General features: G+C 29.8%; 26 protein-coding genes. 11 read left to right on the top strand and 15 right to left on the bottom strand.

Annotation, left to right across the window (positions count from 1 at the left end):
* Positions 1 to 52 precede the first annotated feature (52 nt).
* From lpdA to argS, 3 genes are all read right to left on the bottom strand, one after another.
* Positions 53 to 1,441 carry a dihydrolipoyl dehydrogenase gene (gene lpdA / locus LPB136_RS05300; RefSeq protein ID WP_072555131.1) on the bottom strand — a complete coding sequence of 463 codons (1,389 nt, stop codon included), beginning with the start codon at positions 1,439 to 1,441 and terminating at the stop codon, positions 53 to 55.
* A gap of 119 nt (positions 1,442 to 1,560) precedes the next feature.
* Positions 1,561 to 2,214 carry a hypothetical protein gene (locus LPB136_RS05295; RefSeq protein WP_072555130.1) on the bottom strand — a complete coding sequence of 218 codons (654 nt, stop codon included), beginning with the start codon at positions 2,212 to 2,214 and terminating at the stop codon, positions 1,561 to 1,563.
* Positions 2,215 to 2,236: 22 nt separating this feature from the next.
* Positions 2,237 to 4,024, bottom strand: coding sequence for an arginine--tRNA ligase (gene argS / locus LPB136_RS05290; RefSeq protein ID WP_072555129.1), 1,788 nt, complete (start codon positions 4,022 to 4,024; stop codon positions 2,237 to 2,239).
* 87 nt (positions 4,025 to 4,111) lie between these two features.
* Between argS and LPB136_RS05285 the strand changes: the two genes are divergently transcribed.
* Genes LPB136_RS05285 through LPB136_RS05275 form a run of 3 tightly spaced genes read left to right on the top strand, consistent with a single transcriptional unit; the run spans position 4,112 to position 5,860 of the window.
* A complete protein-coding gene (locus tag LPB136_RS05285; RefSeq protein WP_072555128.1) occupies positions 4,112 to 4,636 on the top strand; it encodes a YkgJ family cysteine cluster protein in 525 nt (174 codons plus the stop codon).
* 41 nt (positions 4,637 to 4,677) lie between these two features.
* Positions 4,678 to 5,508, top strand: a complete 831-nt coding sequence (locus LPB136_RS05280) for a sterol desaturase family protein (RefSeq protein ID WP_072555127.1) — start codon at positions 4,678 to 4,680, stop codon at positions 5,506 to 5,508.
* Positions 5,498 to 5,860 carry a hypothetical protein gene (locus LPB136_RS05275; protein WP_072555126.1) on the top strand — a complete coding sequence of 121 codons (363 nt, stop codon included), beginning with the start codon at positions 5,498 to 5,500 and terminating at the stop codon, positions 5,858 to 5,860. The genes LPB136_RS05280 and LPB136_RS05275 overlap by 11 nt, the downstream gene beginning before the upstream one ends.
* Positions 5,861 to 5,912: 52 nt before the next feature.
* Here the strand turns inward: LPB136_RS05275 and LPB136_RS05270 are convergent, their stop codons facing one another.
* From LPB136_RS05270 to LPB136_RS05260, 3 genes are read right to left on the bottom strand one after another with little or no spacing between them, the layout of a single operon-like run.
* Positions 5,913 to 6,176 (bottom strand): DUF3781 domain-containing protein, encoded by a 264-nt coding sequence (locus LPB136_RS05270; protein ID WP_083426183.1) that lies wholly within the window; start codon positions 6,174 to 6,176, stop codon positions 5,913 to 5,915.
* A gap of 25 nt (positions 6,177 to 6,201) precedes the next feature.
* Positions 6,202 to 7,179 carry a hypothetical protein gene (locus tag LPB136_RS05265; RefSeq protein WP_072555125.1) on the bottom strand — a complete coding sequence of 326 codons (978 nt, stop codon included), beginning with the start codon at positions 7,177 to 7,179 and terminating at the stop codon, positions 6,202 to 6,204.
* An 11-nt stretch (positions 7,180 to 7,190) separates the two neighbouring features.
* A complete protein-coding gene (locus LPB136_RS05260) occupies positions 7,191 to 8,465 on the bottom strand; it encodes an exo-beta-N-acetylmuramidase NamZ family protein (RefSeq protein WP_072555124.1) in 1,275 nt (424 codons plus the stop codon).
* A gap of 4 nt (positions 8,466 to 8,469) precedes the next feature.
* Between LPB136_RS05260 and LPB136_RS05255 the strand changes: the two genes are divergently transcribed.
* The 4 genes from LPB136_RS05255 to LPB136_RS05235 all read left to right on the top strand — a co-directional run bounded on the left by LPB136_RS05255 (position 8,470) and on the right by LPB136_RS05235 (position 12,665).
* Complete coding sequence (locus LPB136_RS05255; RefSeq protein ID WP_072556919.1) at positions 8,470 to 9,705, top strand: ABC transporter permease; 1,236 nt, start codon at positions 8,470 to 8,472, stop codon at positions 9,703 to 9,705.
* 371 nt (positions 9,706 to 10,076) lie between these two features.
* Complete coding sequence (locus LPB136_RS05245; protein WP_072555122.1) at positions 10,077 to 11,435, top strand: pyridoxal-phosphate dependent enzyme; 1,359 nt, start codon at positions 10,077 to 10,079, stop codon at positions 11,433 to 11,435.
* Positions 11,436 to 11,675 carry a hypothetical protein gene (locus LPB136_RS05240; protein WP_072555121.1) on the top strand — a complete coding sequence of 80 codons (240 nt, stop codon included), beginning with the start codon at positions 11,436 to 11,438 and terminating at the stop codon, positions 11,673 to 11,675.
* Positions 11,676 to 12,017: 342 nt separating this feature from the next.
* Positions 12,018 to 12,665 carry a hypothetical protein gene (locus LPB136_RS05235; protein WP_072555120.1) on the top strand — a complete coding sequence of 216 codons (648 nt, stop codon included), beginning with the start codon at positions 12,018 to 12,020 and terminating at the stop codon, positions 12,663 to 12,665.
* Here LPB136_RS05235 and lipA read toward each other — a convergent pair.
* From lipA to LPB136_RS05210, 5 genes are read right to left on the bottom strand one after another with little or no spacing between them, the layout of a single operon-like run.
* On the bottom strand, positions 12,662 to 13,531 hold the full coding sequence (gene lipA / locus LPB136_RS05230) for a lipoyl synthase (protein ID WP_072555119.1): 870 nt from the start codon (positions 13,529 to 13,531) through the stop codon (positions 12,662 to 12,664). The two genes, LPB136_RS05235 and lipA, sit on opposite strands and share 4 nt — an antisense overlap.
* Positions 13,532 to 13,586: 55 nt before the next feature.
* Positions 13,587 to 14,372 (bottom strand): hypothetical protein, encoded by a 786-nt coding sequence (locus LPB136_RS05225; RefSeq protein ID WP_083426182.1) that lies wholly within the window; start codon positions 14,370 to 14,372, stop codon positions 13,587 to 13,589.
* Between the two features lies 1 nt (position 14,373).
* Positions 14,374 to 14,937 (bottom strand): RNA polymerase sigma factor, encoded by a 564-nt coding sequence (locus tag LPB136_RS05220; protein WP_072555118.1) that lies wholly within the window; start codon positions 14,935 to 14,937, stop codon positions 14,374 to 14,376.
* Complete coding sequence (locus LPB136_RS05215) at positions 14,928 to 16,034, bottom strand: glycosyltransferase (protein WP_072555117.1); 1,107 nt, start codon at positions 16,032 to 16,034, stop codon at positions 14,928 to 14,930. The genes LPB136_RS05220 and LPB136_RS05215 overlap by 10 nt, the downstream gene beginning before the upstream one ends.
* 13 nt (positions 16,035 to 16,047) lie before the next feature.
* Positions 16,048 to 16,251, bottom strand: a complete 204-nt coding sequence (locus LPB136_RS05210; RefSeq protein ID WP_072555116.1) for a membrane or secreted protein — start codon at positions 16,249 to 16,251, stop codon at positions 16,048 to 16,050.
* A 132-nt stretch (positions 16,252 to 16,383) separates the two neighbouring features.
* Here LPB136_RS05210 and aqpZ point away from each other — a divergent pair, with 132 nt between their 5' ends.
* Positions 16,384 to 17,070: an aquaporin Z gene (gene aqpZ, locus LPB136_RS05205; protein WP_072555115.1), complete on the top strand. Its 687-nt coding sequence runs from the start codon at positions 16,384 to 16,386 to the stop codon at positions 17,068 to 17,070.
* A 50-nt stretch (positions 17,071 to 17,120) separates the two neighbouring features.
* Here the strand turns inward: aqpZ and murB are convergent, their stop codons facing one another.
* Positions 17,121 to 18,131, bottom strand: a complete 1,011-nt coding sequence (gene murB / locus LPB136_RS05200) for a UDP-N-acetylmuramate dehydrogenase (RefSeq protein ID WP_072555114.1) — start codon at positions 18,129 to 18,131, stop codon at positions 17,121 to 17,123.
* Positions 18,132 to 19,322 carry a pyridoxal phosphate-dependent aminotransferase gene (locus LPB136_RS05195; protein ID WP_072555113.1) on the bottom strand — a complete coding sequence of 397 codons (1,191 nt, stop codon included), beginning with the start codon at positions 19,320 to 19,322 and terminating at the stop codon, positions 18,132 to 18,134.
* A gap of 266 nt (positions 19,323 to 19,588) precedes the next feature.
* On the opposite strand from LPB136_RS05195, the gene LPB136_RS05190 reads away from it, so the two are divergent.
* Entirely contained in the window at positions 19,589 to 20,815 is a 1,227-nt protein-coding gene (locus tag LPB136_RS05190) for an aspartyl protease family protein (RefSeq protein ID WP_237267420.1), read from the top strand.
* A gap of 51 nt (positions 20,816 to 20,866) precedes the next feature.
* On the opposite strand, the gene LPB136_RS05185 is transcribed toward LPB136_RS05190, so the two are convergent.
* A complete protein-coding gene (locus LPB136_RS05185) occupies positions 20,867 to 21,271 on the bottom strand; it encodes a DUF1573 domain-containing protein (RefSeq protein ID WP_072555112.1) in 405 nt (134 codons plus the stop codon).
* Positions 21,272 to 21,278: 7 nt separating this feature from the next.
* Entirely contained in the window at positions 21,279 to 21,641 is a 363-nt protein-coding gene (locus LPB136_RS05180; protein ID WP_072555111.1) for a DUF1573 domain-containing protein, read from the bottom strand.
* A 106-nt stretch (positions 21,642 to 21,747) separates the two neighbouring features.
* Between LPB136_RS05180 and LPB136_RS05175 the strand changes: the two genes are divergently transcribed.
* A complete protein-coding gene (locus LPB136_RS05175) occupies positions 21,748 to 24,384 on the top strand; it encodes a valine--tRNA ligase (RefSeq protein WP_072555110.1) in 2,637 nt (878 codons plus the stop codon).
* Positions 24,385 to 24,559: 175 nt separating this feature from the next.
* Complete coding sequence (locus tag LPB136_RS05170) at positions 24,560 to 25,423, top strand: OmpA/MotB family protein (RefSeq protein ID WP_072555109.1); 864 nt, start codon at positions 24,560 to 24,562, stop codon at positions 25,421 to 25,423.
* The last annotated feature ends 33 nt before the right edge of the window (positions 25,424 to 25,456 follow it).

The raw sequence follows: 25,456 nt of genomic DNA, 5'->3' as shown, positions 1-25,456 counted from the left end.
TTGATTCTTTTATCTAAAAGTATATTTTTTCAAAAATCTAAGAATCTATTTTCTACAAGTGAATAACTTCATCATACGCATCAGCAACAGCTTCCATAACCGCTTCACTCATTGTTGGGTGTGGGTGAATTGCTTTTAAAACTTCATGTCCAGTCGTTTCTAATTTTCTACCTAAAACAGCTTCCGCAATCATATCGGTAACTCCGGCACCAATCATGTGGCAACCTAACCATTCACCATATTTTGCATCAAAAATTACTTTTACAAAACCATCTTTGTTTCCAGCAGCACTTGCTTTACCAGAAGCGGAAAAAGGAAATTTTCCTACTTTTAATTCGTAACCAGCTTCTTTGGCTTTCGCTTCAGTTAAACCAACAGAGGCAATTTCTGGAGAAGCATACGTACAACCAGGAACGTTTCCGTAATCAATTGATTCCGTATGTAAACCTGCTAATTTTTCAACACAAGTAATTCCTTCTGCAGAAGCAACGTGTGCTAAAGCTTGTCCAGGAACTACATCTCCAATAGCAAAATAACCAGGAATGTTAGTTTGGTAAAAATCGTTTACTAAGATTTTATCTCTGTCAACAATAATTCCAACATCTTCTAGACCAATGTTTTCTAAGTTAGATTTAATACCAACTGCAGATAATACAATATCTGCTTTTAAAGTTTCTTCTCCTTTTTTAGTTTTTACAGTTGCAACAACTCCATCACCAGTAGTATCCACAGATTCTACAGAAGAATTTGTCATTACTTTAATACCAGATTTTTTAAGAGAACGTTCCATTTGTTTAGAAACATCAATATCTTCTACAGGTACAACATTTGGCATAAACTCAACAATAGTAACATCTGTTCCCATTGAATTGTAAAAATGTGCAAACTCAATACCAATAGCTCCAGAACCTACTACAATCATAGATTTAGGTTGCTTTGGTAAAGACATTGCTTGTCTATAACCAATTACTTTTTTACCATCTTGTGGTAAATTTGGTAATTCTCTAGAACGAGCACCTGTTGCAATAATAATATTCTCAGCACTATATTCAGTAACCGTTCCGTCTTCAGCAGTAACATCAACTTTTTTACCAGTTTTAATTTTACCGAAACCGTTTATAACATCAATTTTATTTTTCTTCATTAAGAACTGAACACCTTTGCTCATTCCTTCAGCAACACCACGACTACGTTTAATAACAGCTTCAAAATCCTTGTCAATCGCTTCAGCCTTTAAACCATATTGGTCTACATGCTTTAAATAATCGTACACTTGAGCAGATTTTAATAAGGCTTTTGTAGGAATACATCCCCAGTTTAAGCAAATTCCACCTATTTCACTTTTCTCTACAATGGCAACTTTAAAGCCTAATTGAGAAGCTCTAATTCCTGCTACATAACCTCCAGGACCACTTCCTATTATTAATACGTCGTATTTCATGTTGTTAATTTTTACGTGTTGTTTGTTTTGTTTTTTTGGCGTTCGAGCGGGCTTTCCGTTATATCTTTTTAGAAAAAACTAAAAAGGATGTCACTTCAATCCCTAACGCGCTTATTTAGTTACTTTATTTTTTCAATAGTTTTTCTAACTTTCATCATGTTTGGTTGATGTTTTTCACATTCCTGAACATCATCAAAAGCTTTATCTTTAATAAAATTATTATAATCTTTACAAGATTTAAAAATATTAAATTCTTCATTCTTAAAGTCCCAAACAATTCCTTTTCCTTTTATTAAGTCATTAGCAATTACTGATCCGGCAATACCAAAATTAACAGCCGCTCCCATTGCCCATTGATTAACTAACTCAGCTTCTGTATATAGATAATTTTCTCCTCCCATAATAACTCTAACAAAAGTATTATGAAAATTAGTGCTTTGAGCTCTGTCTGTTTTATTTCTGTTTTTTAATATGGCTTTTATTTGAAAGTATAAATGTCCTTTATAGGAAATAGCAAAAATCTTCCTTACTTTTCTATTATTCTTTGTATAGTAAAAATAGGGGTTGTGAATGATACTATCAATACCTTGTCTTTTAAAATTCATCATTTTAACCTCTTCAAATATCGAAGGTTTTTTATTTATAAAATCTTTTTTAGATACATAAACTCCTTCTGGATAATTAGGTTTGAATAATGTGTCAGTTTTTATTTCGGATTGACTAAATATTGAACTTATTGTAAATAAAAATATTATAATAATTAAATTTTTCATAACTTTAAATTAAATAATAAACTTACATTCTCTCAGGAACCTGAATTCCTAATAAACCAAATGCCGATTTTATAGTATCAGCAACCTTTTTAGATAATTGAACTCTAAATACCTTTTTATCTTGATTTTCTTCTCCTAAAATATGTACATTTTGGTAGAACGAATTAAATTCTTTCACCAAATCATACGTATAATTAGCAATAACTGCGGGTGAATAATTCTTTGCCGCTTGCTGAATTACTTCAGGATACAACTCTAATTGTTTAATTAATTCCTTTTCTTTTTCGTGCAATTCCACTTCGACTCCGCTCAGTGAACCATTACTATAATCAAAAGTAGCTTTTCTTAAAATAGATTGAATTCTCGCGTATGTATATTGTATAAAAGGCCCAGTATTTCCTTGAAAATCTACCGAAGATTTTGGGTCAAATAAAATACGCTTTTTAGGATCTACTTTTAAAATGAAATATTTTAAAGCACCTAAACCAATTACTTTATATAACTCTTCTTTTTCTTTGTCAGAATACCCTTCTAATTTTCCTAATTCTTGTGAAATCTCTTTGGCAGTATTGGTCATTTCGTCCATTAAATCATCTGCATCAACCACAGTTCCTTCACGAGATTTCATTTTTCCAGAAGGTAAATCTACCATTCCGTAACTTAAATGATACAAGCTTTCAGACCAAGAATATCCTAATTTCTTTAAAATTAAGAATAATACTTTAAAGTGATAATCTTGCTCGTTACCAACTGTGTAAACCATTCCGCCTAAATCTGTAAAATCTTTAGCACGTTGTATGGCAGTTCCAATATCTTGCGTCATGTAGACTGCTGTTCCGTCAGAACGCAAAACTAATTTTTCATCTAAACCATCTTCGGTTAAGTCGCACCAAACAGAACCGTCTTCTTTTTTGAAGAAAACACCCGATTTTAATCCGTCTTCAATAATATCTTTTCCTAATAAATAGGTATTGCTTTCGTAGTATAATTTATCAAAATCAACTCCAATGTTTTTATAGGTAACATCAAAACCTTTGTAAACCCAGCCGTTCATTGTTTCCCAAAGAGTAACAACTTGTTTGTCTCCAGCTTCCCATTTACGTAGCATTTCTTGTGCTTCAATAAAAAGTGGAGCTTGTTTTTTAGCATCCTCTTCAGAAAGACCTGAAGCAACTAATGTTGCAATCTCTTTTTTATATTCTTGGTCAAACTTCACGTAGTAATTACCAACCAATTTATCACCTTTTAAACCGGTGTTTTCAGGAGTTTCTCCGTTTCCGAATTTTTCCCAAGCCAACATCGACTTACAAATATGAATTCCACGATCGTTAATAATCTGTGTTTTGTAAACTTTTTTTCCAGAAGCTTTTAAGATTTCAGAAACTGAATATCCTAACAACACATTTCTTACGTGTCCTAAATGTAAAGGTTTGTTGGTGTTTGGAGAAGAATATTCTACCATTCTAGAATCGTTTTCTGTCGTAGACGAAACAAATCCAAATGTTGAGTTGTTGTTAATTTTATTAAAGAAATTACTATAAAAACTATCTGCAATTACTAAGTTTAAAAAACCTTTTACTACGTTATAGTTTGTAATTTCTTCAACGGTTTCAACTAAATATTTACCTAAATCTTCGCCTATTTGAACAGGATTTCCTTTTTTGTACCTTAACAAAGGAAACACAACGACAGTAATATCGCCATCAAATTCTTTACGTGTTGCTTGGAACTCTACCGAAGGAATTTCGGTGTTATATAATGCTAAAAAACCTTCTTTTACTTTGGTTTCTATAGTGTTTTGAATATTCATTTATCAATTGAAATTGAAAAACAAAATTACATAATTTATTTGTTTTTTTGAAGGATTTTTAGTCAAGAATATTTGTATTTTTACAGTATGGAAAAACGTTTAGAACAACTCCCAAAATTGGCGGCAGATGCAAAGAAAGAAAATCAAAAATACTTTGCAAGATTAAAGAAAAGAACGCCTAAAAACTTAGATTATGTAATGCAAGAATTACATGAAGAGGAGTTTGAAAAAACAGATTGTTTAACCTGTGGTAATTGTTGTAAAACAACGTCGCCAATTTTTACGGACAAAGATATTGAGCGTATTGCTAAGCATCAGAGAATGAAAGTTGCCGATTTTCAAAGCCAATATTTAGTAAGAGACGAAGACGATTTTATGGTCTTAAAAACTGCTCCATGTTCTTTCTTTGATGAATCTGATAACACTTGTTTTATTTATGATGTTAGACCAAAAGCCTGTGCTGAATATCCACATACAAATCGTAAAAAGTTTATTGGAATTACAGATTTAACCATAGATAATACAGCCGTTTGTCCTGCAGCATATTCAATTGTAGAAAACTTAAAAAAGAAATTACCTTTAGTATCTAAAGAAAAGAAGAGAAGGAGTTAAGGTTCTTTTTTTTTACTATTTTAGACAAAAATAAAACCTATTTGGAAACTATAATTACTTATTTCGAAACTATTCCGTCATCACATAGAAGTTTAATTCTTGTTGGAGGAATCACATTTTTTTGGTTATTAGAAGGTGCAATTCCGTTGTTTAAATTCAATTATAAAAAATGGAAACATGCTTTACCTAACTTGTTTTTCACCTTAACAACCATTATTATTAATTTTGCTTTGGCTTTTTTATTATTAAAAACAGCAGATTGGGTTACGGCTAATAATTTCGGAATAATAAATTGGTTGCCAGAAATGCCATTGTGGTTGTATGTAGTTTTGGGAGTTTTATTTTTAGATTTCTTTGGTGCTTATTTAGCACATTTTACAGAACATAAAACACCAAAATTATGGATGGTACATTTGGTGCATCACACAGATCATAAAGTAGATACAACAACAGCAAATAGACATCACCCAATTGAAAGTGTAATTAGATTTGCATTTACATTATTAGGTGTTTTTTTAGTTGGAACTCCAATAGCCATAATTATGTTGTATCAAGCAATGTCATTAATTTTCACACAATTTACACATGCAAATATTAAAATGTCTTCAAAATTAGATAAGCTTTTAAGTTATGTAATTGTGTCTCCAGATATGCATAAAGTACATCATCATAATATGTTGCCCTATACCGATTCTAACTACGGAAATATTTTTTCTATTTGGGACAGACTTTTTGGAACGTACATGGAATTAGACAGAGAAAAAATTGTTTATGGAGTTGATACTTTTCCAGATGAAGCAACAAACTCTTCTTTAAAAGAATTATTAAAACAACCGTTTCAAGGTTATAGAAAACCAACAAATGTTAATTAAATTTTGGAAATCATTAACCTATACAACTAAGTTTTCTACAGTTGCATTTTTTGTTACAGCAGCTTTAGGGCTTTTAAGTATGGGAGCTTTGGGTGGTGGTTTGTATTACCTTGTTTCTTTTCTTTTTAATGATTGTCCAGGTATTAATGATTGGCGAGGCGATTGGGTTTGGCCAACGATGATTAGTGTTGGAATGTTATGGTCTTTAGGATTTGTTTTTGGCGGAATTACTTGGTATTTCATTTCAAAAAAAATAAAATCAATAGTTATACTTAGAATAAGCTACTTGCTTGTTTTGTGGCTTTGGGCTGCTTTTTTGTGGAGTGTATTTATTACCGCTAATGTTTCTTAAAATTAAACTATTATCATTCCCGAGAAATCGGGAATGACAAAACGCTAACTAACTATTTTTTCTTCAACCGATCAACAGTAATTACTCTAAAAGTATTGGAGTTAATAGTAATTCTAATATTGTTTTCTAAGTTTGAAATATAAAAGTTTTTACCGGTTTTAGTATAGAATTGTTTATCAGTTTCTTTTAGAATATTGAATAGAAAAACCTCAATCTCTTTTTTTGAAAAGGAGCTTTTTAATTTTTTATTTATTCTACCGTAAACAAGTTCTGTATAACAGAGTTTCTCTAGGATTTGTTGTTTGTTGATTTTCATTTTGTATGAACTCCACTTTTAGGATTTATAAAACAAACTCTGTTTTTATTCTAACTTTTCTTTTTCTCTTTATTTCTATAAGTTTTTCTTTTAATTTTAAATATGTTTCTATTTCCATTTCTGGGTTGATACTAATTAAATAAACACTTTCTTTATTAATGTTTTCAAGTAGGTTAAAATCTTTGGAAGAATTTATAGTTATGATTTTTGGAGAATACTTTTTTAGATATTTATTCCTATAATTTTCCAAATTTGGTGGAACAGGAGGAATTTTATTTTCTTTATAAAATATTTCTAATTGATTTTCCCAAAGAGAAATCCTGTCATAAAATATTGAATAAGAATTTTCTTTAAAGTTATAATCTGTTATAATTAAACTTTTGTTTCTATTATTTGCTGTTAATCGAATATAACAGTTAATTAAATTTTTTAAGTTTACTTCTTTGCCTATATAAATAGTAGTTGAAAACGTAAATGGATCATGAATACCAGTATTGTTAATGAAATAAGATAGTTCATTTAAATTACTTGTAACCCTATCATTTAATTTTAAATTCAAAGAATCATTTTTATTTTTAAAAAGATGGAAACCTATTGAAGAACTATATAAAGAATTTGCAATAACTTTTTCTTTACTTTTTATTCCAATTAAATTATAATCTGTTAATTCACTAAAATCTGAATATTCTTTCAAAAAATAATATATATTCTTTCCAATTGTAATTGTAGAATCTTTAGAAGAAAAATTAAATTTATTAATTACAGTATCATTTTTAAAAAAGTAACTGATTTTATTTCGGTTAATTTTAAATTTTGCCTTTGTAGTATAAGTATATGCATCAGAAAAATAAATTGAATCATTTTTAAAAATGATTGAAGGCAAAGAAGAAAAACCACCATCTTCGTCCATATTAATCCAATCACCATTATATTTATTTGGCTCAAATTTATCTTGACAAGAAATAAAAGTAATTATAAGTGAAATAAATAGTAATTTTTTCATAGAATTAATTTCTATTTATATATCAAATATCGTTCCCTAACTTTCTTAAAAGCATCCAAATCTGGTTCCCAAGATTTTCTAATTTCTTGAGCTGTTAAACCTTGTTCTATTTGTTGTTGTAGTTTTGTGTTACCAGCATGAATAGTAAAGGTTTTACCAAAGAATTTTTCTGTTTTTGGTGTTTTATTATAAGCATCAATTAACCATTCTAAGTTTACGGAACTTAATTTTTCAGTTGTACTTAAATCTACACCATAACAAAGTTTTCCTTTATGTTTAGGATATTTAGCACCAAAATTAGGATTTGGAGTATAACTGAAATCACTTTTTTCGAAAAAAGGTGCGCCATATCTTTGAAACTGAAATTCAGTTCCACGACCTGCATTTATAGTTGTTCCTTCAAAAAAACCTAAACTCGGATATAAGTTAATACTTTTATCATTCGGTAAGTTTGGCGACGGTCTTATTGCTAAATGATATTCCGAATTATGCGTGTAATTTTCTAACGGAATAACTGTTAAATCAGCCTGAATTCCATTTTTAAGCCATTTTTCTCCGTTAATCATTTGTCCGTATTCTCCAATTGTCATTCCATAAACCAACGGAACAGGATGTTTACCAACAAAACTGGAATGTTTCATTTCTAAAACTGGTCCATCAACGTAATGTCCATTTGGATTTGGTCTGTCTAAAATAATAATTGGAATTCCATTTTCTGCACAAGCTTCCATAACAAAATGCAACGAAGAAATATAGGTGTAAAAACGAGCGCCAACATCTTGAATGTCAAAAACAACAACATCAACTCCTTTTAATTGTTCAGCTGAAGGTTTTTTGCTTTTTCCATGCAAAGAAAGAATTGGTAAACCTGTTTTGGTGTCAATTCCGTCTTTTATATGTTCTGCAGCGTCTGCTTTTCCTCTAAAACCATGTTCAGGAGCAAAAACTTTTTGTATGTTAATTCCATTATATGTATGTAAATAATCTACTAAATGATGCGTAACTTCTTTAGAGCCCATAACATTTGGAGCAACTTCTGCACGTTGTAAAACAGATAAAACCGAGGTTTGATTGGCAACAATAGCAACATTTTTACCTTTTAATAGTTTTAAGTACAAACTAATTCTATCTGCAGCTGTTTTTATTTCGGCTTGGGTTTCTTTAACTTTCAACTCTTTCACTTTTTCACTTTTTAACTGCGACTTTTGCGCACAAGAAATCAGCTGAAAATTTAGTGACAGAAACAAGATTAAATATGTACTTTTGAAAGGTTTAAAATTTATCATCAATTTGAATTACGAGTTATTTATTGCTAAACGAATAGTTGCTAGTAAAGAGCATAAAAATAGTATATCTTCTCCAATAATAAAAATTGCAACCACAGCAATTGCGTTGGGTATGATTATTATGTTGATTGCCGTTGCTACTGCGTCTGGATTTCAGCATAAAATACGTGATAAAATGTCTGGTTTTAAAGGACATATTCAAATTACAAATTACGATAATAATAACTCAGACGTTTCTACAGTTCCAATAGATAAAAACCAAGATTTTTATCCAGAGTTTACCAATGTAAAAGGTATTAATAAAGTACAAGTTTTTGCTAATAAAACCGGAATAATAAGAACGCCAACAGATTTTGAAGGTATTGTTTTTAAAGGCGTTTCTGCAGAATATAATTGGTCTTTTTTTAATGAATATTTGGTTGACGGTCGTTTGCCAAACTTTAAGCAACAAAGAAATAGAGAAGTAATTCTCTCTAAATATATTGCCGATAGATTGCATTTAAAACTAAATGACACCATTCAAACCTGGTTTATGAATGGCACAAGCACCTCAAAAGCGAAGTTTAGAAAACCAGTTGTTGTTGGAATTTACAATACAGGTTTCCAAGAGTTTGATAAAAATATGATGGTTGGCGACATTTTTGAAGTACAACGTTTAAACGGTTGGAAGGAAAACCAAGTTGGCGGATTTGAAGTATTAATCGATAATTTTGATGAAATTAACCAAAAAGGAAAAGAAGTTTACAACAAAATTCCCTCTACATTAAATAGCAAAACAATTGTAGATACATATCCAGCAATTTTTGAATGGATTCAACTTTTTGACAACAACGTTCAGTTTATAATTGCCATAATGATACTAATTGCAGGTATAAATATGATAACCGCCTTACTCGTTTTAATCTTAGAGCGCGTACAAATGGTTGGTATTTTAAAAGCCTTAGGAAGCAGTAATTGGAGTGTTCGAAAAATATTTTTATACAACGCCACAAGTTTAATTTTAAAAGGCCTTTTCTGGGGAAATTTAATAGGTTTGTCGTTGTTATTTATTCAACATTATTTTGGAGTAATTACGTTAGATCCAGAAACCTATCATGTAACTAAAGTGCCAATTTATATCAGTTTCTGGAACGTGCTTCTACTAAACTTAGGAACACTAGTTTTATGCTTTGTAATGCTAATTATTCCGTCTTATATAATCACAAAAATCAGACCCTCTGAGTCTATAAAATTTGCTTAAAATTTAATTTTTTAGTTGGGCGTTACCTAAAAAGGTCGCGCTTTTCACTGTATCTTTTTAGTTTTGTTTTCGATACAAATTTGTTCATTCTTCACAAATCCACTCGAACTGACAACTAAAAAGGATGCCGTTTCAATCGCTAACGCGTGCATATCCGCAAGCGTCATTGCGTGGAACGAAGCATTCTCTTTATTTAAAGCTACATAATTATAGATTCCTGCCAACACAGGGAATAACAAGTCTTTAATAAGTAAGCCCGCGTTAGGGATTGAGCGGTCTGTTTGAGCTCTTTTTTTTAGAAAAAAAGCGAGTAGCAAAAGCCCGTTAAAACGCCCAAAAAATAAGTATCTTTGCAGCAGTAAATTTAAGAGATGAAATACGCAAAAAATATATTAGAAACCATTGGAAATACACCATTGGTTCAGTTAAATTCAGTTACCAAAGAGATAGATGCTTTGGTGTTGGCCAAAGTGGAAACGTTTAACCCAGGAAACTCTGTAAAGGATAGAATGGCGTTAAAAATGATTGAAGATGCAGAAGCTGATGGTCGTTTACAACCAGGTGGAACAATTATAGAAGGAACTTCTGGAAATACCGGAATGGGTTTGGCTTTGGCTGCAATTATAAAAGGTTACAAATGTATTTTTGTGATTTCGGACAAACAATCTAAAGAAAAAATGGACATTTTACGTGCTGTTGGCGCAGAAGTAATTGTGTGTCCAACCAACGTAGAACCTAGCGATCCACGTTCTTATTATTCAGTTTCTAAACGCTTAGGTGCAGAAACGCCTAATTCTTGGTATGTAAATCAATATGACAATCCAAGTAATGCATTGGCGCATTATGAGCAAACTGGACCAGAAATTTGGGAACAAACTGAAGGAAAAATAACACATTTTGTAGTTGGAGTAGGAACTGGAGGAACTATTTCTGGTACAGCAAAATATTTAAAAGAGAAAAACCCGAATATTAAAATTTGGGGAATTGATACTTACGGTTCTGTATTTAAAAAATACCATGAAACAGGTATTTTTGATGAGAATGAAATTTATCCTTACATAACTGAAGGAATTGGAGAAGATATTTTACCTAAAAATGTAGATTTTTCTCTAATTGATGGTTTTACAAAAGTAACAGATAAAGATGCTGCTGTTTACACAAGAAAAATTGCCAAAGAAGAAGGAATTTTTGTTGGTAATTCTGCAGGTTCTGCTATTAAAGGAATGTTGCAATTAAAAGATCATTTTACTAAAGATGATGTTGTTGTTGTGTTGTTTCACGATCATGGAAGTAGATATGTTGGTAAGATGTTTAATGATGATTGGATGCGCGAAAGAGGTTTCTTGGAAGAGGAAATTAAAACGGCTGCAGATTTAATTAAAAATCATTCAGATGAGCCTTTAGTTGCTGCACAAACAGAAGAATTGGTTTCGCATGCAATAGAGCGTATGCGCGATTATAAAATTTCGCAAATTCCAGTAAAAGATATTAATGGTTTTGTGGGTTCTATTGATGAGTCTGTTTTATTACACAGTTTTATAGCTGATAAAAATATTGCAGATAAACCTATTAAAGATATTATGGGAAAACCATATCCTATAGTTAAGAAATCTGCAAAATTAGAAGAAATATCTAAATTGATTACCAAAGAGAATCAAGCTGTTTTAGTAGATTTAGAAAACGGGAATCACCATATTATTACAAAGTATGATATTATAAGTGCTATTTAAATGATTTTTCTATTCAGTGGACCATCTAGTTTTGGGGATTTTATTTTAGTTTTTTTACTATTTATGTTGTTACCAACGGTAGTAATTTTTTCATTAATAAAAATAATTATTAAAGGAAATGAATTTTATCAAAACAGAGTTAGTGGAAGTTTGTTAAGAGTAATACTTTATAACTCATTTATTTTTGTCTTATCTGTTGTAATATGTTTTTTTGGGTTTTGGATTTATTCTGAAGTTTAAAATAATAGAAATAATTTAAACTAAAAAAACCATCTCGTTAGAGGTGGTTTTTTTTAATCAACTAATTCAAATAATTTACACATGAAAACGGTTTACTACGTCGTCTTCAGTTTACTCTTTGCAAATGGTGTGCCAAAATGTATTTTAAGTACATAAATTGTTAAAATGATGTGATTTTTATAAACTCTTAACATATAACTGATGCTTTATTGCTAATATGATTGTTGAGTACGGTTTTTAATACAGTTTATCTAATAAAATTAACAATTGGGTATTAATAATTATCTTGTTCAAAGATAAAATAGGAACTTTACAGTATTAAAAACTAACTAAACAGACAAAATGGAAGAAATAATTAGCGTATTTATATACATACACGCTTTTTTTGGCGGATTGGGTTTAATTTCTGGTATTGGAAGTATTGTTGTAAAAAAGGGAAGTATACCGCATAAACGTTTTGGAAAGTTGTTCTCAATAGGAATGCTGGTGAGTTCACTAATATCGATTCCTATTGCTTGTTTGCCAAATCATCAAAATATATTTTTGTTGTTAATTGGGCTTTTTACTATTTATTTAGTTGTTTCAGGAAATCAGGTTTTAACCTTTAAATCGAAAACTAAAACAGCAGCTACTGTAACAGATAAAATTACCTCAGGAAGTATGTTTTTCTTTTCAGTTGTAATGATTTTATTCGGTATTTATTTCCTTATAAAAGGTAATACAACTGCATTTTTACTATTTGTGTTCTTTGGAGGCTTCGGGTTCTTATTATCTATTAAAGATTTCATTTTTTATAGAAACCTTTCAACCAAAAGAAATTTATGGCTTACAAATCATGTTGGTAAAATGATTGGTGCTTTTATAGCTTCTGTTACTGCATTTTTAGTTGCAGGCTTAAGTTTAAACAATTTAATTGCTTGGATGTTGCCAACTATTTTTGGCACAATTTATATTGTGTATTGGAAAAGAAAATTAAAAGTTAAAAACTAGTTAGCGTGTTTATGAGCTTTGTAAGAAGAACGTACTAAAGGTCCGCTTTCTACGTACATAAAACCCATTTCTAAGCCTAAAGTTTCGTATTTTTTAAATTGCTCTGGCGTAATAAATTCTTTTAAAGGTAAATGCTTTTTACTTGGTTGTAAGTATTGACCAATAGTAATAACATCTAAACCAACTTCGCGTAAATCTTTCATAGTTTGGATAACTTCTTCTTCCTTTTCACCCAAACCTAACATAATACCAGACTTTGTACGCATTCCGTTTTCTTTAAGGTACTTTAAAACACCTAAACTACGATCGTATTTTGCTTGTATTCTAACCTCACGCGTTAAACGACGCACAGTTTCCATATTGTGAGAAACAACTTCTGGATGCTCTGCTATAATTCTATCTAATTGCTTTGTGTTTCCTTGAAAATCAGGAATTAATGTCTCTAAAGTTGTTGTAGGGTTTGCTCTACGAATTGCCTGTACAGTTTCTGCCCAAATAATAGAACCTCCATCTTTTAAATCGTCTCTATCTACAGAAGTAATTACGGCGTGTTTAATGCTCATAATTTTAATAGATTGTGCTACTTTTTCAGGTTCGTCCCATTCCACTGTTTCTGGTCTTCCGGTTTTAACACCGCAAAAACCACAAGAACGTGTACAAATGTTTCCAAGAATCATAAATGTTGCAGTTCCTTCTCCCCAACATTCTCCCATGTTTGGGCAGCTTCCGCTGGCACAAATTGTATTTAATTTGTATTTGTCTACTAAACCTCTTAGTTCTGTATACTTTTTACCAACAGGTAATTTTACACGCAACCATTTTGGTTTTTTTACTCTTTCTGGAAGTACAACTGATTTTTCTGACATTCACTTAATAATTGAACAACAAAGTTACGAAGAATTGTAAAGATTTGGTAATAATTTACTCTACTTCTATTAATTCAAAATCTTTTTCAAAATCTTTTTCAAAATTATATTCTTGTCTTTTCATTTTAGGGCAATTATTCACAACTATATTAAAAAATGAAACATTACTTTTTGAAGTAACAAAAAAATCTAATTGATTGGAATCATATGAGTAACTTAATAAACAAACGTTCTTAAATTTAGTTTTTTTAATTGACAACTTTGCTTTGCCAGAATTTGATTTATTAGGATGAGTTAATAAATCTAAAACAATTTCATTTTCATTTATAGATATAATTTTATTGATTACATCAACATCAGGTTCATGTCTATAAACAAAGACGACTTTATTATTACTGAAATATAGAGCTAAAGTATTACCATCACAAGGATCATAAATTACAAATTTATCATTTAAGTTTTTAACCTCAAACCAAGTATTAGAAAAGTCTTTAAAATCAATTTTTTTTGATATACTTTTCAATTTCTGAGGATAATTATAAATAAAATTATCAATATCAATATTTGGTTTCCAGTTTTTATAAAACTGAAAATATTTAGATGTTTTGGTTGTATCAATAAAAAGTTGATGCTTATTTAAATCAAGACTATTAGGAGTGTTTTCTTCTAAAATAGTATCTAAAGGAGAAATATTTTCATCGACTAAATCAAAATATTGATTTACATTTTTACTAATAATTAAAGAATCTTCGTGTAAAATTATTTTACCTTTATCTGCATTAACTTTTTTATCACAAGATGAAAAGATTAATAGAAATATAGAGAGAAATATTTTATTCATTTTAAGACTTCTTAATAATCTCCGCCAACAATTTTTTAGCACGTAATAATTTTACTTTTACGTTATTCATTGGTTCGTTAATTTGTTCAGAAATTTCTTTGTAGCTTAATTCTTGAAAAAAACGTAATTGAATAACTTCTTGATATTTAGGTTTTAACTTCTTAATATCTTGTAATAGTTTTGCTAAATTTTGCTCGGTAATAATTTTATCTTCTGGTGATGGAGCATCATCTACAATTGCATATACTGTTTCTTCTTGCACTTTTGTTGTCTCTATAGAAATAGATGATTTTTTCTTGCGAAGAAAATCGATATAGACATTTTTAGAAATAGCAATTAACCAGGTTTTAAACTGATATTGCTCATCAAATGTGCTTATTTTATCAAAAGCTTTAGAAAATGTTTTGATAGTAATATCTTCTGCATCTTCATCATTCTGAATTTTTTTAAGCTGAAAATTATATACATTTCCCCAAAAAGAATCCAACAAAAAGTTGAAAGCAGTTTGTTTGCCTTCTTTTGCTTTTTTAATTTCTGATAAAAGTTTGTCCTTATTTACTTCCAATCTACTGGTTTAGAAATTTTATTTGCAATAAAGATACCAAATTGAAATAGAACTAAGCCAATTTCTAAAAAAGGTAAGAAAAATACTGCTTGTGTTTCTTGTAGTTTCTTTGCTGAAAATCCTACGACTATAAATTGAACGATATAATAAATTAGTACAATTGGTAACATAATTTTCCAATCAAACAGAAAGAATAGGAGTGTAGCTAAAATTATAAAAAGTAGTTTTGAAACGAAAAATAAACCAAGAAAAAACTGATGCTTAGTTTTGTAATGTTTTGCTGTAGAAATATGTCTTCGCTTTTGTAAAACCCATTTTTTAAATGTTTTTGGAGGCTCAGAAACCGTAAAACTATCTGTTGAAGTACAAATTGTTGTGTTAGCTTTTGTTGCTGCATCCTGTATAAATAAATCGTCGTCTCCTGAGCGAATATTCATATGATTTATAAAACCTTTTACTTTAAAGAATTCGGATTTTGTATACGCTAAATTTCTACCAACAGCCATATAAGGCGATCCGATTTTAGCATAACTAAAATATTGAATAGCTGTTAATAATGTTTCGTATTTCACAAAAAGGTTAACTAAACTTCGCTTTGAAGTATTATACTTTCCATAACCTAAAATAATACTTTTTTCTGTTGAAAAATGGCTTGTCATTTCAGAAATCCAATTTTCAGAAACCACTTTACAATCTGCATCTGTAAACAATAAATGTTCGTGTTTTGCGGCTTTAATTCCTAGTGTAAGTGCGTATTTTTTGTTTCCCCAGAAAGCTTCATTATTTTCAACATTAACAATTTTAATATTGTTGTTTTCTTTCTGAAAAGTTTCCATTATTTCTAAAGAATCGTCAATAGAAGCATCATTTATTAAAACAATTTCAAACTCAGGATAATTTTGATTTAGTATTGAGGGAAGAAATTCTGGTAAATTTTCAGCTTCGTTTTTAGCACAGATAATTACAGAAACCGGTAAGCTTTTAGTTGTTTTTTGTTTTTCATCTTTAGAAAAAGCAAAAACAGCAAACACTAAATAATATATAATTTGAATAATAGTAACTGCTACAAAAATGTAGAAAAGCGTAGTTATTACCATTTATAAAATACTATTAATTGTGTTGAGGTTCAGCACAATCTGCATATTGTTCTGGTGTTTTTCCGCAGAAACCACAAGATTCCCCACTCTCATTTAACATTGGGTTTTGACTTGCACATGTACCTGCAAATTTACCGTCCTTTTTTGCCCAAATTTTAATAGCAATTCCAGCTACAGCTAAACCTAATAAAGCTAAAGTTAATAAAAGTAATTTCATTTTATATGAATTTTATTGTGCAAAGATACAAACTAAAAAAATCACAATAAATTATTTTCAATATATTTCTAAATGTGACTTTCAAATAAAAATGTGTCATATAACAAATCAATTAATTTAAACTTTTTAATTATGAAAAAATATTTTGCTGAATTATTCGGTACATTCTGGTTAGTATTTGGAGGTTGTGGTAGTGCAATTTTTGCAGCTGCTTTTCCAGAATTAGGAATCGGTTTTGCCGGTGTAGCATTAGCCTTTGGTTTAACAGTATTAACAATGGCATATGCTGTAGGTCATATTTCTGGAGGGCATTTTAACCCAGCAGTTTCTTTTGGTCTTTGGGCTGGAGGAAAATTTTCTGCAAAAGAATTAATACCTTATATCGTTTCTCAATTAGTAGGAGCAATTTTAGCAGCAGGTGCTTTATACTTTATTGTTTCTGGAAAAGCCGGATTTGATGGTGTTGGCGGTTTTGCAGCTAATGGTTATGGAGAATTATCTCCTGGAGGTTTTAATATTACTTCTGCTTTTGTTGCAGAATTCTTATTAACAATGTTCTTTTTGCTAATTATTTTAGGAAGTACAAACGAAAGAGCACCAAAAGGTTTTGCACCAATTGCAATTGGTTTAGGTTTAACTTTAATACACTTAATTAGTATTCCTATTACAAATACATCGGTAAATCCTGCACGTTCTATGAGTCAGGCATTATTTGCAGACGGTGCTTATTTAGCACAATCTTGGTTATTTTGGGTTGCACCAATTGCAGGAGCAATTGTAGCAGGTTTTATACACAAAGCCTTATTTGATAAAGAATAGATAGATTATTTTCAATAAATAAACGTCTGGAATTATCATCCAGACGTTTTTTATGTAATAATATTCACTTCAATTTCTAAGTCAATTTCAAAGTTTTCTTTGATAGTTTTTTGAATCTTTTGCGCAAGCGCGAAAATTTCTTTACCAGAAGCATTACCATAATTTACCAAAACTAATGCTTGCTTTTCATGTACACCAAATTCACCAAAACGTTTCCCTTTAAATCCACTTTGTTCAATTAACCAACCCGCAGGAACTTTTAAAGTTTCATCTGAAACAGGATAACTTGGTATTTTAGGATGCTTTTTCTGAAGTTTATCAAAAAGCGATTTTAAAATCACAGGATTTTTAAAGAAACTTCCACTATTTCCTATTTTTTTAGGATCAGGTAATTTACTTTGCCTGATTGAAATAACTGCATCAGAGACATCTTTTAAAGTAGGGTTTTCTATATTTTTTGAAGTCAATTCAGTTTCAATTGCTCCATAAGAAGTATTTAACTTATGCTCATTTTTTGTCAATTGAAAACTAACTGAAGTTATTACATACTTACCTTTTACTTCATTTTTAAAAATAGAATTTCTGTATCCGAATTGACATTCCTTAGCAGGAAATACTACTAATTTTCCAGTTTCAATTTCAATGGCTTCAACTTGTGTAATTGTATCTTTTACTTCAACACCATACGCACCAATATTCTGAATTGGACAAGTACCTACATTACCAGGGATTAGCGATAAATTTTCAATTCCACCATAATTTTGAGAAACACACCACAAAACAAATTCGTGCCAATTTTCACCAGCATTTACGGTCAAATAAATATCGTTATAATTTTCTCTATCTATTGAAATCCCTTTGATATCAATATGCACAACCAATTTATTAATATCTTTTGTAAGCAGCATATTACTTCCACCAGAAATTAAAAAAATGTCTTTTTCAATTTTTAGAAGTTGTTGTAATTCATATACAGAAGTGATAGAAATAAAACGTTTGGCATTTACAGAAATACCAAACGTATTGTATCTTTTAAGCGATATGTTTTGTTGAATATTCAATTAATTTGGATATTGTTTTAAAGCTTCTCCTAAAATTTCTACAGATCTAATTAAATCTTTTTTATTTAAAACATAAGCTATTCTAACTTGATTTTTTCCTTCGCCAGGAGTAGAATAGAATCCGCTGGCAGGAGCAACCATAACAGTTTCGTTATTATAATTAAAGTCTTCTAAAATCCACTGTGCAAAACGATCAGAATCTTTTACGGGTAATTCTACTACACAATAAAAAGCACCTTTTGGATTGGCAACTTTAACACCATCAATTTTTTGTAATTCTGTAATTAATGTATTTCTACGCTCAACGTATTCTTCTTTAACATCATCAAAATATTGTTGAGGCGTATCTAAAGCAGCTTCACTTGCAATTAAAGCATACGTTGGTGGACTCAACCTAGCTTGTGCAAATTTAATAGCGGTATTTATAAAGTCTTCATTTTTAGAAACAATACAACCAATTCTTGCACCACACATGCTGTAACGTTTAGAAACAGAGTCTATAATTATAGAATTTTGCTCTAAACCATCTAATGCCATTACAGAAGTATGTTCTAAACCATCGTAGGTGAATTCTCTATATACTTCATCAGCAATTAAAAATAAATCGTGTTTTAAAACAATTTCTTTTAATTTTTGAATTTCTTCTTTTGAATATAAATATCCAGTTGGATTTCCAGGGTTACAAATTAATATTGCCTTTGTTTTCTTAGTAATTAATTTTTCAAAGTCCTCAATTTTTGGCAATGCAAAGTTATCTTCAATTTTAGAAATTACTGGAATAACCTTTACTCCAGAAGCTGTAGAAAAGCCGTTGTAATTTGCATAAAAAGGTTCAGGGATAATAATTTCATCACCTGGATCTGTAATACTTCCAATAGTAAAAAGTAACGCCTCAGAACCACCAGTAGTAACAATAATATTGTTAGCAGTTACATTAACTTGGTGTTTTTTATAATACTCTACTAGTTTGTTTCTATATTCTTCAGAACCTTCAGAGCGTGCGTAAGCCAATGTTTTAATATCATTGTTTTTTACAGCGTCTAAAGCTACTTGTGGGGTTTTAATATCTGGCTGACCTATATTTAAATGGTACACTTTTGTACCTTTTTTCTTAGCGTTTTCTGCAAATGGCACCAATTTTCTAATTGGACTTTGTGGCATTGCATTTCCTTTTTTTGATATAGAAGGCATTGTCTAAATTTTTGTAGTTGTTTGAAAAACAAATTTGCGAATATTTTAGCAAATAAAAGCGTTTTTTTTTGATTTGTTAAAGGTTAAAATAATCTTAAAAGTGTTAAGTTATCAATTGTAATTTGTATCTTGAAATACCAAAACCCTTTCTCTTGAATCGAAAATTATTCTTTTTTTTATCAATTTTATTTGTGATTCATACTCAGGCTCAGAGTAGTTTTCAGTTTTATGGTTCAAATACAAAAAAACAATCAGTAAAATTTAAGTTGATTAATAACTTAATTATTTTACCATTAGAAATTAATGGAAAAGAGCTAAACTTTATTTTAGATACAGGAGTAAATAAAACCATACTTTTTAATTTATCTCAAAATGATAGTATTGGGTTAAAAAACATAGAAACTATTGCTTTACAGGGTTTAGGTGGTGGAAAGCCTGTAGATGCTCTTTTGTCTAAAAATAACCGCTTTAGAATTAAAAATTTAATTAGTAGTAATGAAGAGTTATACGTTGTTTTAAAGGATGATTTTGATTTGTCTGGAAAAATGGGAATTACAATTCATGGGATTATCGGGCATAAATTACTTAAAAATGTAATTATAAGGATAAATTATAAAACAAAGAAAATTGATTTTTATAACCCTAAATATTATAAATATAAAAAGTGTAAAAGATGTGAAACTTTTCCGCTAGAGTTTTATAGAAATAAACCTTATATAAATGTAAGTGCTCAAATAGACACGTTAGGGAATAATATTACAGATCTTAAAATGCTAATAGATTCTGGCGGAAGTGATGCAATGTGGTTATTTGAAAATACCAAGGTAGAAATTAAGACACCAATTAAACATTTTAATGATTTACTTGGTGAAGGTTTAAGTGGTGCTATTTATGGAAATAGAAGTAAAATTCCCTATATTAAGATTGGTAGGTTTGTTGTTAAAAAACCAACTGTATCTTTTTTAGATTCAATATCTACATTTAATGCCCGAAAATTTAAAGAACGAAATGGAAGTATTGGTGGTACAATTTTAAAACGATTTAAAGTTATAATTGATTATCCAAATAAAAAAATTTCACTAAAAAAGAACGCATCTTTAAAAGATGGATTTTATTATAACATGAGTGGTTTAAGTGTTGTTTTTATTGGGAAAAAATTAATAAGAGAGGAACAAGAAACTAAAGTTATTGGTGCTTATGGTACTAATAATGGATCTAGTAGTAATAATACTTTATCTCTTGTCACCAGTTATACTTACAAATTTAAACCCTCATATAAAGTAAATAATGTGGTAAGTGGTTCTCCATCTGCTTTTGCTGGAATAAAGAAAGATGATATTATTTTAGAAATAAATAATAAACCAGTTCATAATTATACATTAGATGAGATAACCTCTTTGTTTCAGAAAAAGCCAAATAGAAAGATAAAAATGCTTGTAGAAAGAAAAGGGTTAAAACTCAAATTTGAATTTAAACTGAAAGAAAGAATATAAAAAAAGCCTCGTAAAACGAGGCTTTTTTTATATTCTTTTATACATATTTTTCTAACTATCTGATAGCATACTTTTTTCCTTTTCAGGTAGTATTTCTTTACTAATATATCCTTTAATCTTTATTTTCTTACGTTCAGTTTTAGCGTTAGAAAATATGGTAATTGTTTTAGAAAAACCACCTAAACGTTTAGTGTCGTAAGAAACTTCAATTTTTCCTTTTTCACCTGGCATAATAGGTTGTTCTGGTTTTTTAGGAATTGTACATCCACAAGAAGAAGAAACTCTTGTAATAGTTATTGGTTCTTCACCAACATTAGTAAATTCAAAAACACGTGTTCCGTCAGAACCTTGTGCTATTTTACCATAGTTAATTAGTTCTTTTTCAAATTTAAACTCTTGCGCGTTTATTGTTACGTTTAATAAACCAACAAAAAACAGTGTAAATACTAACTTCATCTTATACTTATTTAGATATATATCCTTTTACTTTAATTTTTTTTATCTCACTTTTAGCATTTGAAAAAATGGTAATAGTTTTAGAAAAACCACCAGTTTTAGAAGTGTCATATTCTACAGTTAGCGTAGATTTTTCTCCAGGCATTATCGGTCTTTTAGGGCTTTCAGGCACAGCACAATCACAAGAAGTTTTAATGTCTTCTATAATTAGTGGAGCATCACCAATATTGGTAAACTCAAAAATGCGTTTTCCGTCAGAACCTTTGGCAACTTTTCCATAATTAATAGTCTCTTTTTCAAATTGAAACTCTTGTGCAGAAACTCCAACAGAAAAAAGTAATCCTAAACCTAATAATAAACCTTTATTCATACTACAAATTTACAAATTTTAAATGATAAAAAACTAACTATACATTTTCTATAGAAAATAGATAATTGTACTTTTGCCTACTATATTTCAAAAACCATTCCAAAAGATGCAAATTCCATCAAAATATAACTCAAGTGAAGTAGAAGATAAGTGGTACGACTACTGGATGAAAAATAATTACTTTCATTCTGAAGTAGATGACCGCGAACCTTATACAATTGTAATTCCTCCACCAAACGTAACAGGTGTGTTGCACATGGGACACATGTTGAATAATACAATTCAAGATGTATTAATTAGACGTGCTCGTTTATTAGGTAAAAATGCTTGTTGGGTTCCTGGAACAGACCACGCTTCAATAGCTACTGAAGCTAAAGTTGTTGCGAAGTTAAAAGAACAAGGAATTAATAAAAACGATTTAACTCGTGAAGAATTTTTAGCACACGCTTGGGAATGGAAACATGAGTATGGAGGAATAATTCTTGATCAATTAAAGAAAATTGGTGCTTCTTGCGATTGGGAAAGAACTGCTTTTACAATGGATCCAGCAATGTCTGAATCTGTAATTAAAGTTTTTGTTGATTTATACAACAAAGGTTTAATTTACCGTGGTTACAGAATGGTAAACTGGGATCCTGAAGCAAAAACAACACTTTCAGATGAAGAAGTTATTCATATTGAAAAACAAGGAAATCTTTATTATTTAGAATATAAAATTGAAGATTCAGAAGATACGTTAACAATTGCAACAACAAGACCAGAAACTATTTTTGGTGATACTGCAATTTGTATCAATCCAAATGATGAACGTTTTACACACTTAAAAGGTAAAAAAGCTATTGTTCCGCTCTGCGGAAGAGTAATTCCTATTATTGAAGATGAATATGTAGATGTAGAGTTTGGGACAGGATGTTTAAAAGTTACACCTGCTCATGATGAAAACGATAAAGTTTTAGGTGATAAGCATAAATTAGAAGTAATAGATATTTTTAATGATGATGCTTCTTTAAACTCTTTCGGATTGCATTATGAAGGAAAAGATAGGTTTGTAGCTAGAAAAGAAGTTACCAAAGAATTAGAAGAAAAAGGAATTCTACTAAAAACTGAAGTTCACACCAATAAAGTAGGAACATCAGAAAGAACCAAAGCTGTTATTGAACCAAGATTGTCTGATCAATGGTTTTTAAAAATGACTGATTTAGCTAAACCGGCTATTGATGCAGTTTTAGGAGAAGATACAGAAATCAATTTATATCCAAAGAAGTTCGAAAACACGTACCGTCATTGGATGGAAAATGTGCGTGATTGGAATATTTCTCGTCAACTTTGGTGGGGACAACAAATTCCTGCATATTTCTACGGAGACGGAAAAGAAGATTTTGTAGTTGCTGAAAGCATTGAAGAAGCTCTTGAGCTTGCGAAAGAGAAAACTCAAAACTCAACATTAACTACTAAAGACTTAAAACAAGATGAAGATGCTTTAGATACATGGTTTTCTTCTTGGTTATGGCCAATGTCTGTTTTCGACGGAATTAGAAACCCTGAAAACGAAGAAATTAAATACTACTATCCAACAAACGATTTAGTAACGGGGCCAGATATTTTATTTTTCTGGGTTGCACGTATGATTGTTGCTGGATATGAATATAAAAATGAAAAACCTTTCAATAATGTTTATTTAACAGGTTTAGTTAGAGATAAACAAAGACGTAAAATGTCTAAATCTTTAGGTAACTCACCAGATGCTTTAAAGTTAATTGAAGATTATGGAGCAGATGGAGTTCGTGTTGGACTTTTATTAAGCTCTGCCGCTGGAAACGATTTAATGTTTGATGAAGATTTATGTCAGCAAGGAAAAGGTTTTGTTAATAAAATTTGGAATGCTTTCCGTTTGATAAAAGGTTGGGAAGTAGATGCAAATTTACCACAACCAGAAACCGCTAAAATAGGTTTAGCTTGGTATGAAGCTAAGTTTCAAAAAGCGTTAGTAGAAATAGAAGATCATTATAGTAAATATCGTTTGTCTGACGCGTTAATGTCTATGTACAAGCTAATTATGGACGATTTTTCTTCATGGTTATTAGAGATTGTAAAACCAGGATATCAACAACCAATTGACGCTAAAACATTTGAATCTATAATTGCTGTTTTAGAAAATAATTTAAAAGTTTTACATCCGTTTATGCCATTTTTAACAGAAGAAATTTGGCAACATATTACAGAAAGAACTCCAGAAGAAGCATTGGTAATTGCAAAATACCCAACAATTAAAGATTTTGATTCTAAAATTATTGCTGATTTTGATTTTGCAACTGGTGTAGTTTCAGGAATTAGAACTATTAGAAAAGATAAAAACATTTCTTTTAAAGATGCGGTAGAATTGTTTGCGGTTAATAATGAAAACAACACAAAAGAATTCGATGTTGTAATTCAAAAGTTAACAAATGCTTCAACTATAAATTATGTTACAGAAAAAGTAGAAGGAGCTTCATTTAGAGTAAAATCTAACGAATATTTTATACCTGTTTCTGCTGATGATATTGATGTAGAAGCAGAAACTGAAAAACTAAATGCTGAATTAAAAAGAGCAGAAGGTTTCTTATTCGGAATTCAAAAGAAGCTTTCTAATGAACGTTTTGTAAACAATGCACCAGAAAAAGTTTTGGCATTAGAGCGTAAAAAAGAAGCTGATACTGTTGCTAAAATTGAAACTATTAAGTCAAGTTTAGCTTCTCTTAAATAAAACTTTATATTTTTTTTATATTTATAAATCCATGAAAACTAAGTTTTTATGGATTTTTTTTGTTCTTTTTTTTAAATATTTAATTTTTAGGGTAGGGTTTTTTAAAACTTAGTTGTTTAATATATAGTACATGAATAACAACTAAATAAGTATTATATAATTAAAACAATTTATCATGAAAAAATTTATCATTCCTTTTGTTGCAATTTCTTTATTAACAACATCTTGTGTTTCAAAAAAGAAATATGCTCAATTAGAGCAACAATATATTGATGCAAATGGAAATCTTCAAAAAACAACTTTAGAAAAAGAGGCTTTAGAGGCTAAGTTTGCAAAAATTGAAAAAAGAGTAGATAATTATAACAATAAAATTAACTCATTAAAAGATGAAAATGTAACTCTTGAAAAAAGTAAATTGAATTTTTCTGATGATAATAAAATAATTTTATCAAAAGAACAAAGAGAAGGGTTAAATGCAACTTTATCCAAAATTGACGCAAATAAATTAGCACAAGCTAAAACTTTAAAAGATACCGTTAATTTAGTTCTAGATTACAATTTAAAGAACTCTATGAATTCTGCCGGAATTTATAATGATAGCGATATTGACATAAATGTAGAAAATACAGTTGTTATGATTTCAGTTTCTGATAAACTTTTATTTAGATCTGGAAGTGCAAAAGTTAATAAGAATGCGTTTCCTTTATTACAAAAATTAGCAGATGTAATTAACTCGGAACCAAGTATGGATGTAATGATTGAAGGTCATACAGATTCTCAGTCTATTAGTACAGCAACTATTAAAGATAACTGGGACTTAAGTGTGCAAAGAGCTACATCTATTGTAAGATTATTAGAGAAAAAATACTTTATTAAATCTGAAAGATTAATAGCTTCAGGTAGAGGTAGTTCTGTGCCGTTAGTGTTAAATGATACTAAAGAAAATAGAGCTAGAAACCGTAGAACACGTATTGTTATTTTACCAAACTTAGATAAGTTCTTTGGTATGTTAGCAGAAAATAATACCCTTAAACCATAATTTTAATTTTAAAATCGGAAAGAGCATCCTAAT

This window comes from Tenacibaculum todarodis (assembly GCF_001889045.1).
In the GTDB taxonomy this organism is placed as follows: domain Bacteria; phylum Bacteroidota; class Bacteroidia; order Flavobacteriales; family Flavobacteriaceae; genus Polaribacter; species Polaribacter todarodis.
The sequence above is the reverse complement of the archived record's forward strand: the minus strand, read 5'-3'. Positions and strand labels throughout refer to the sequence as shown.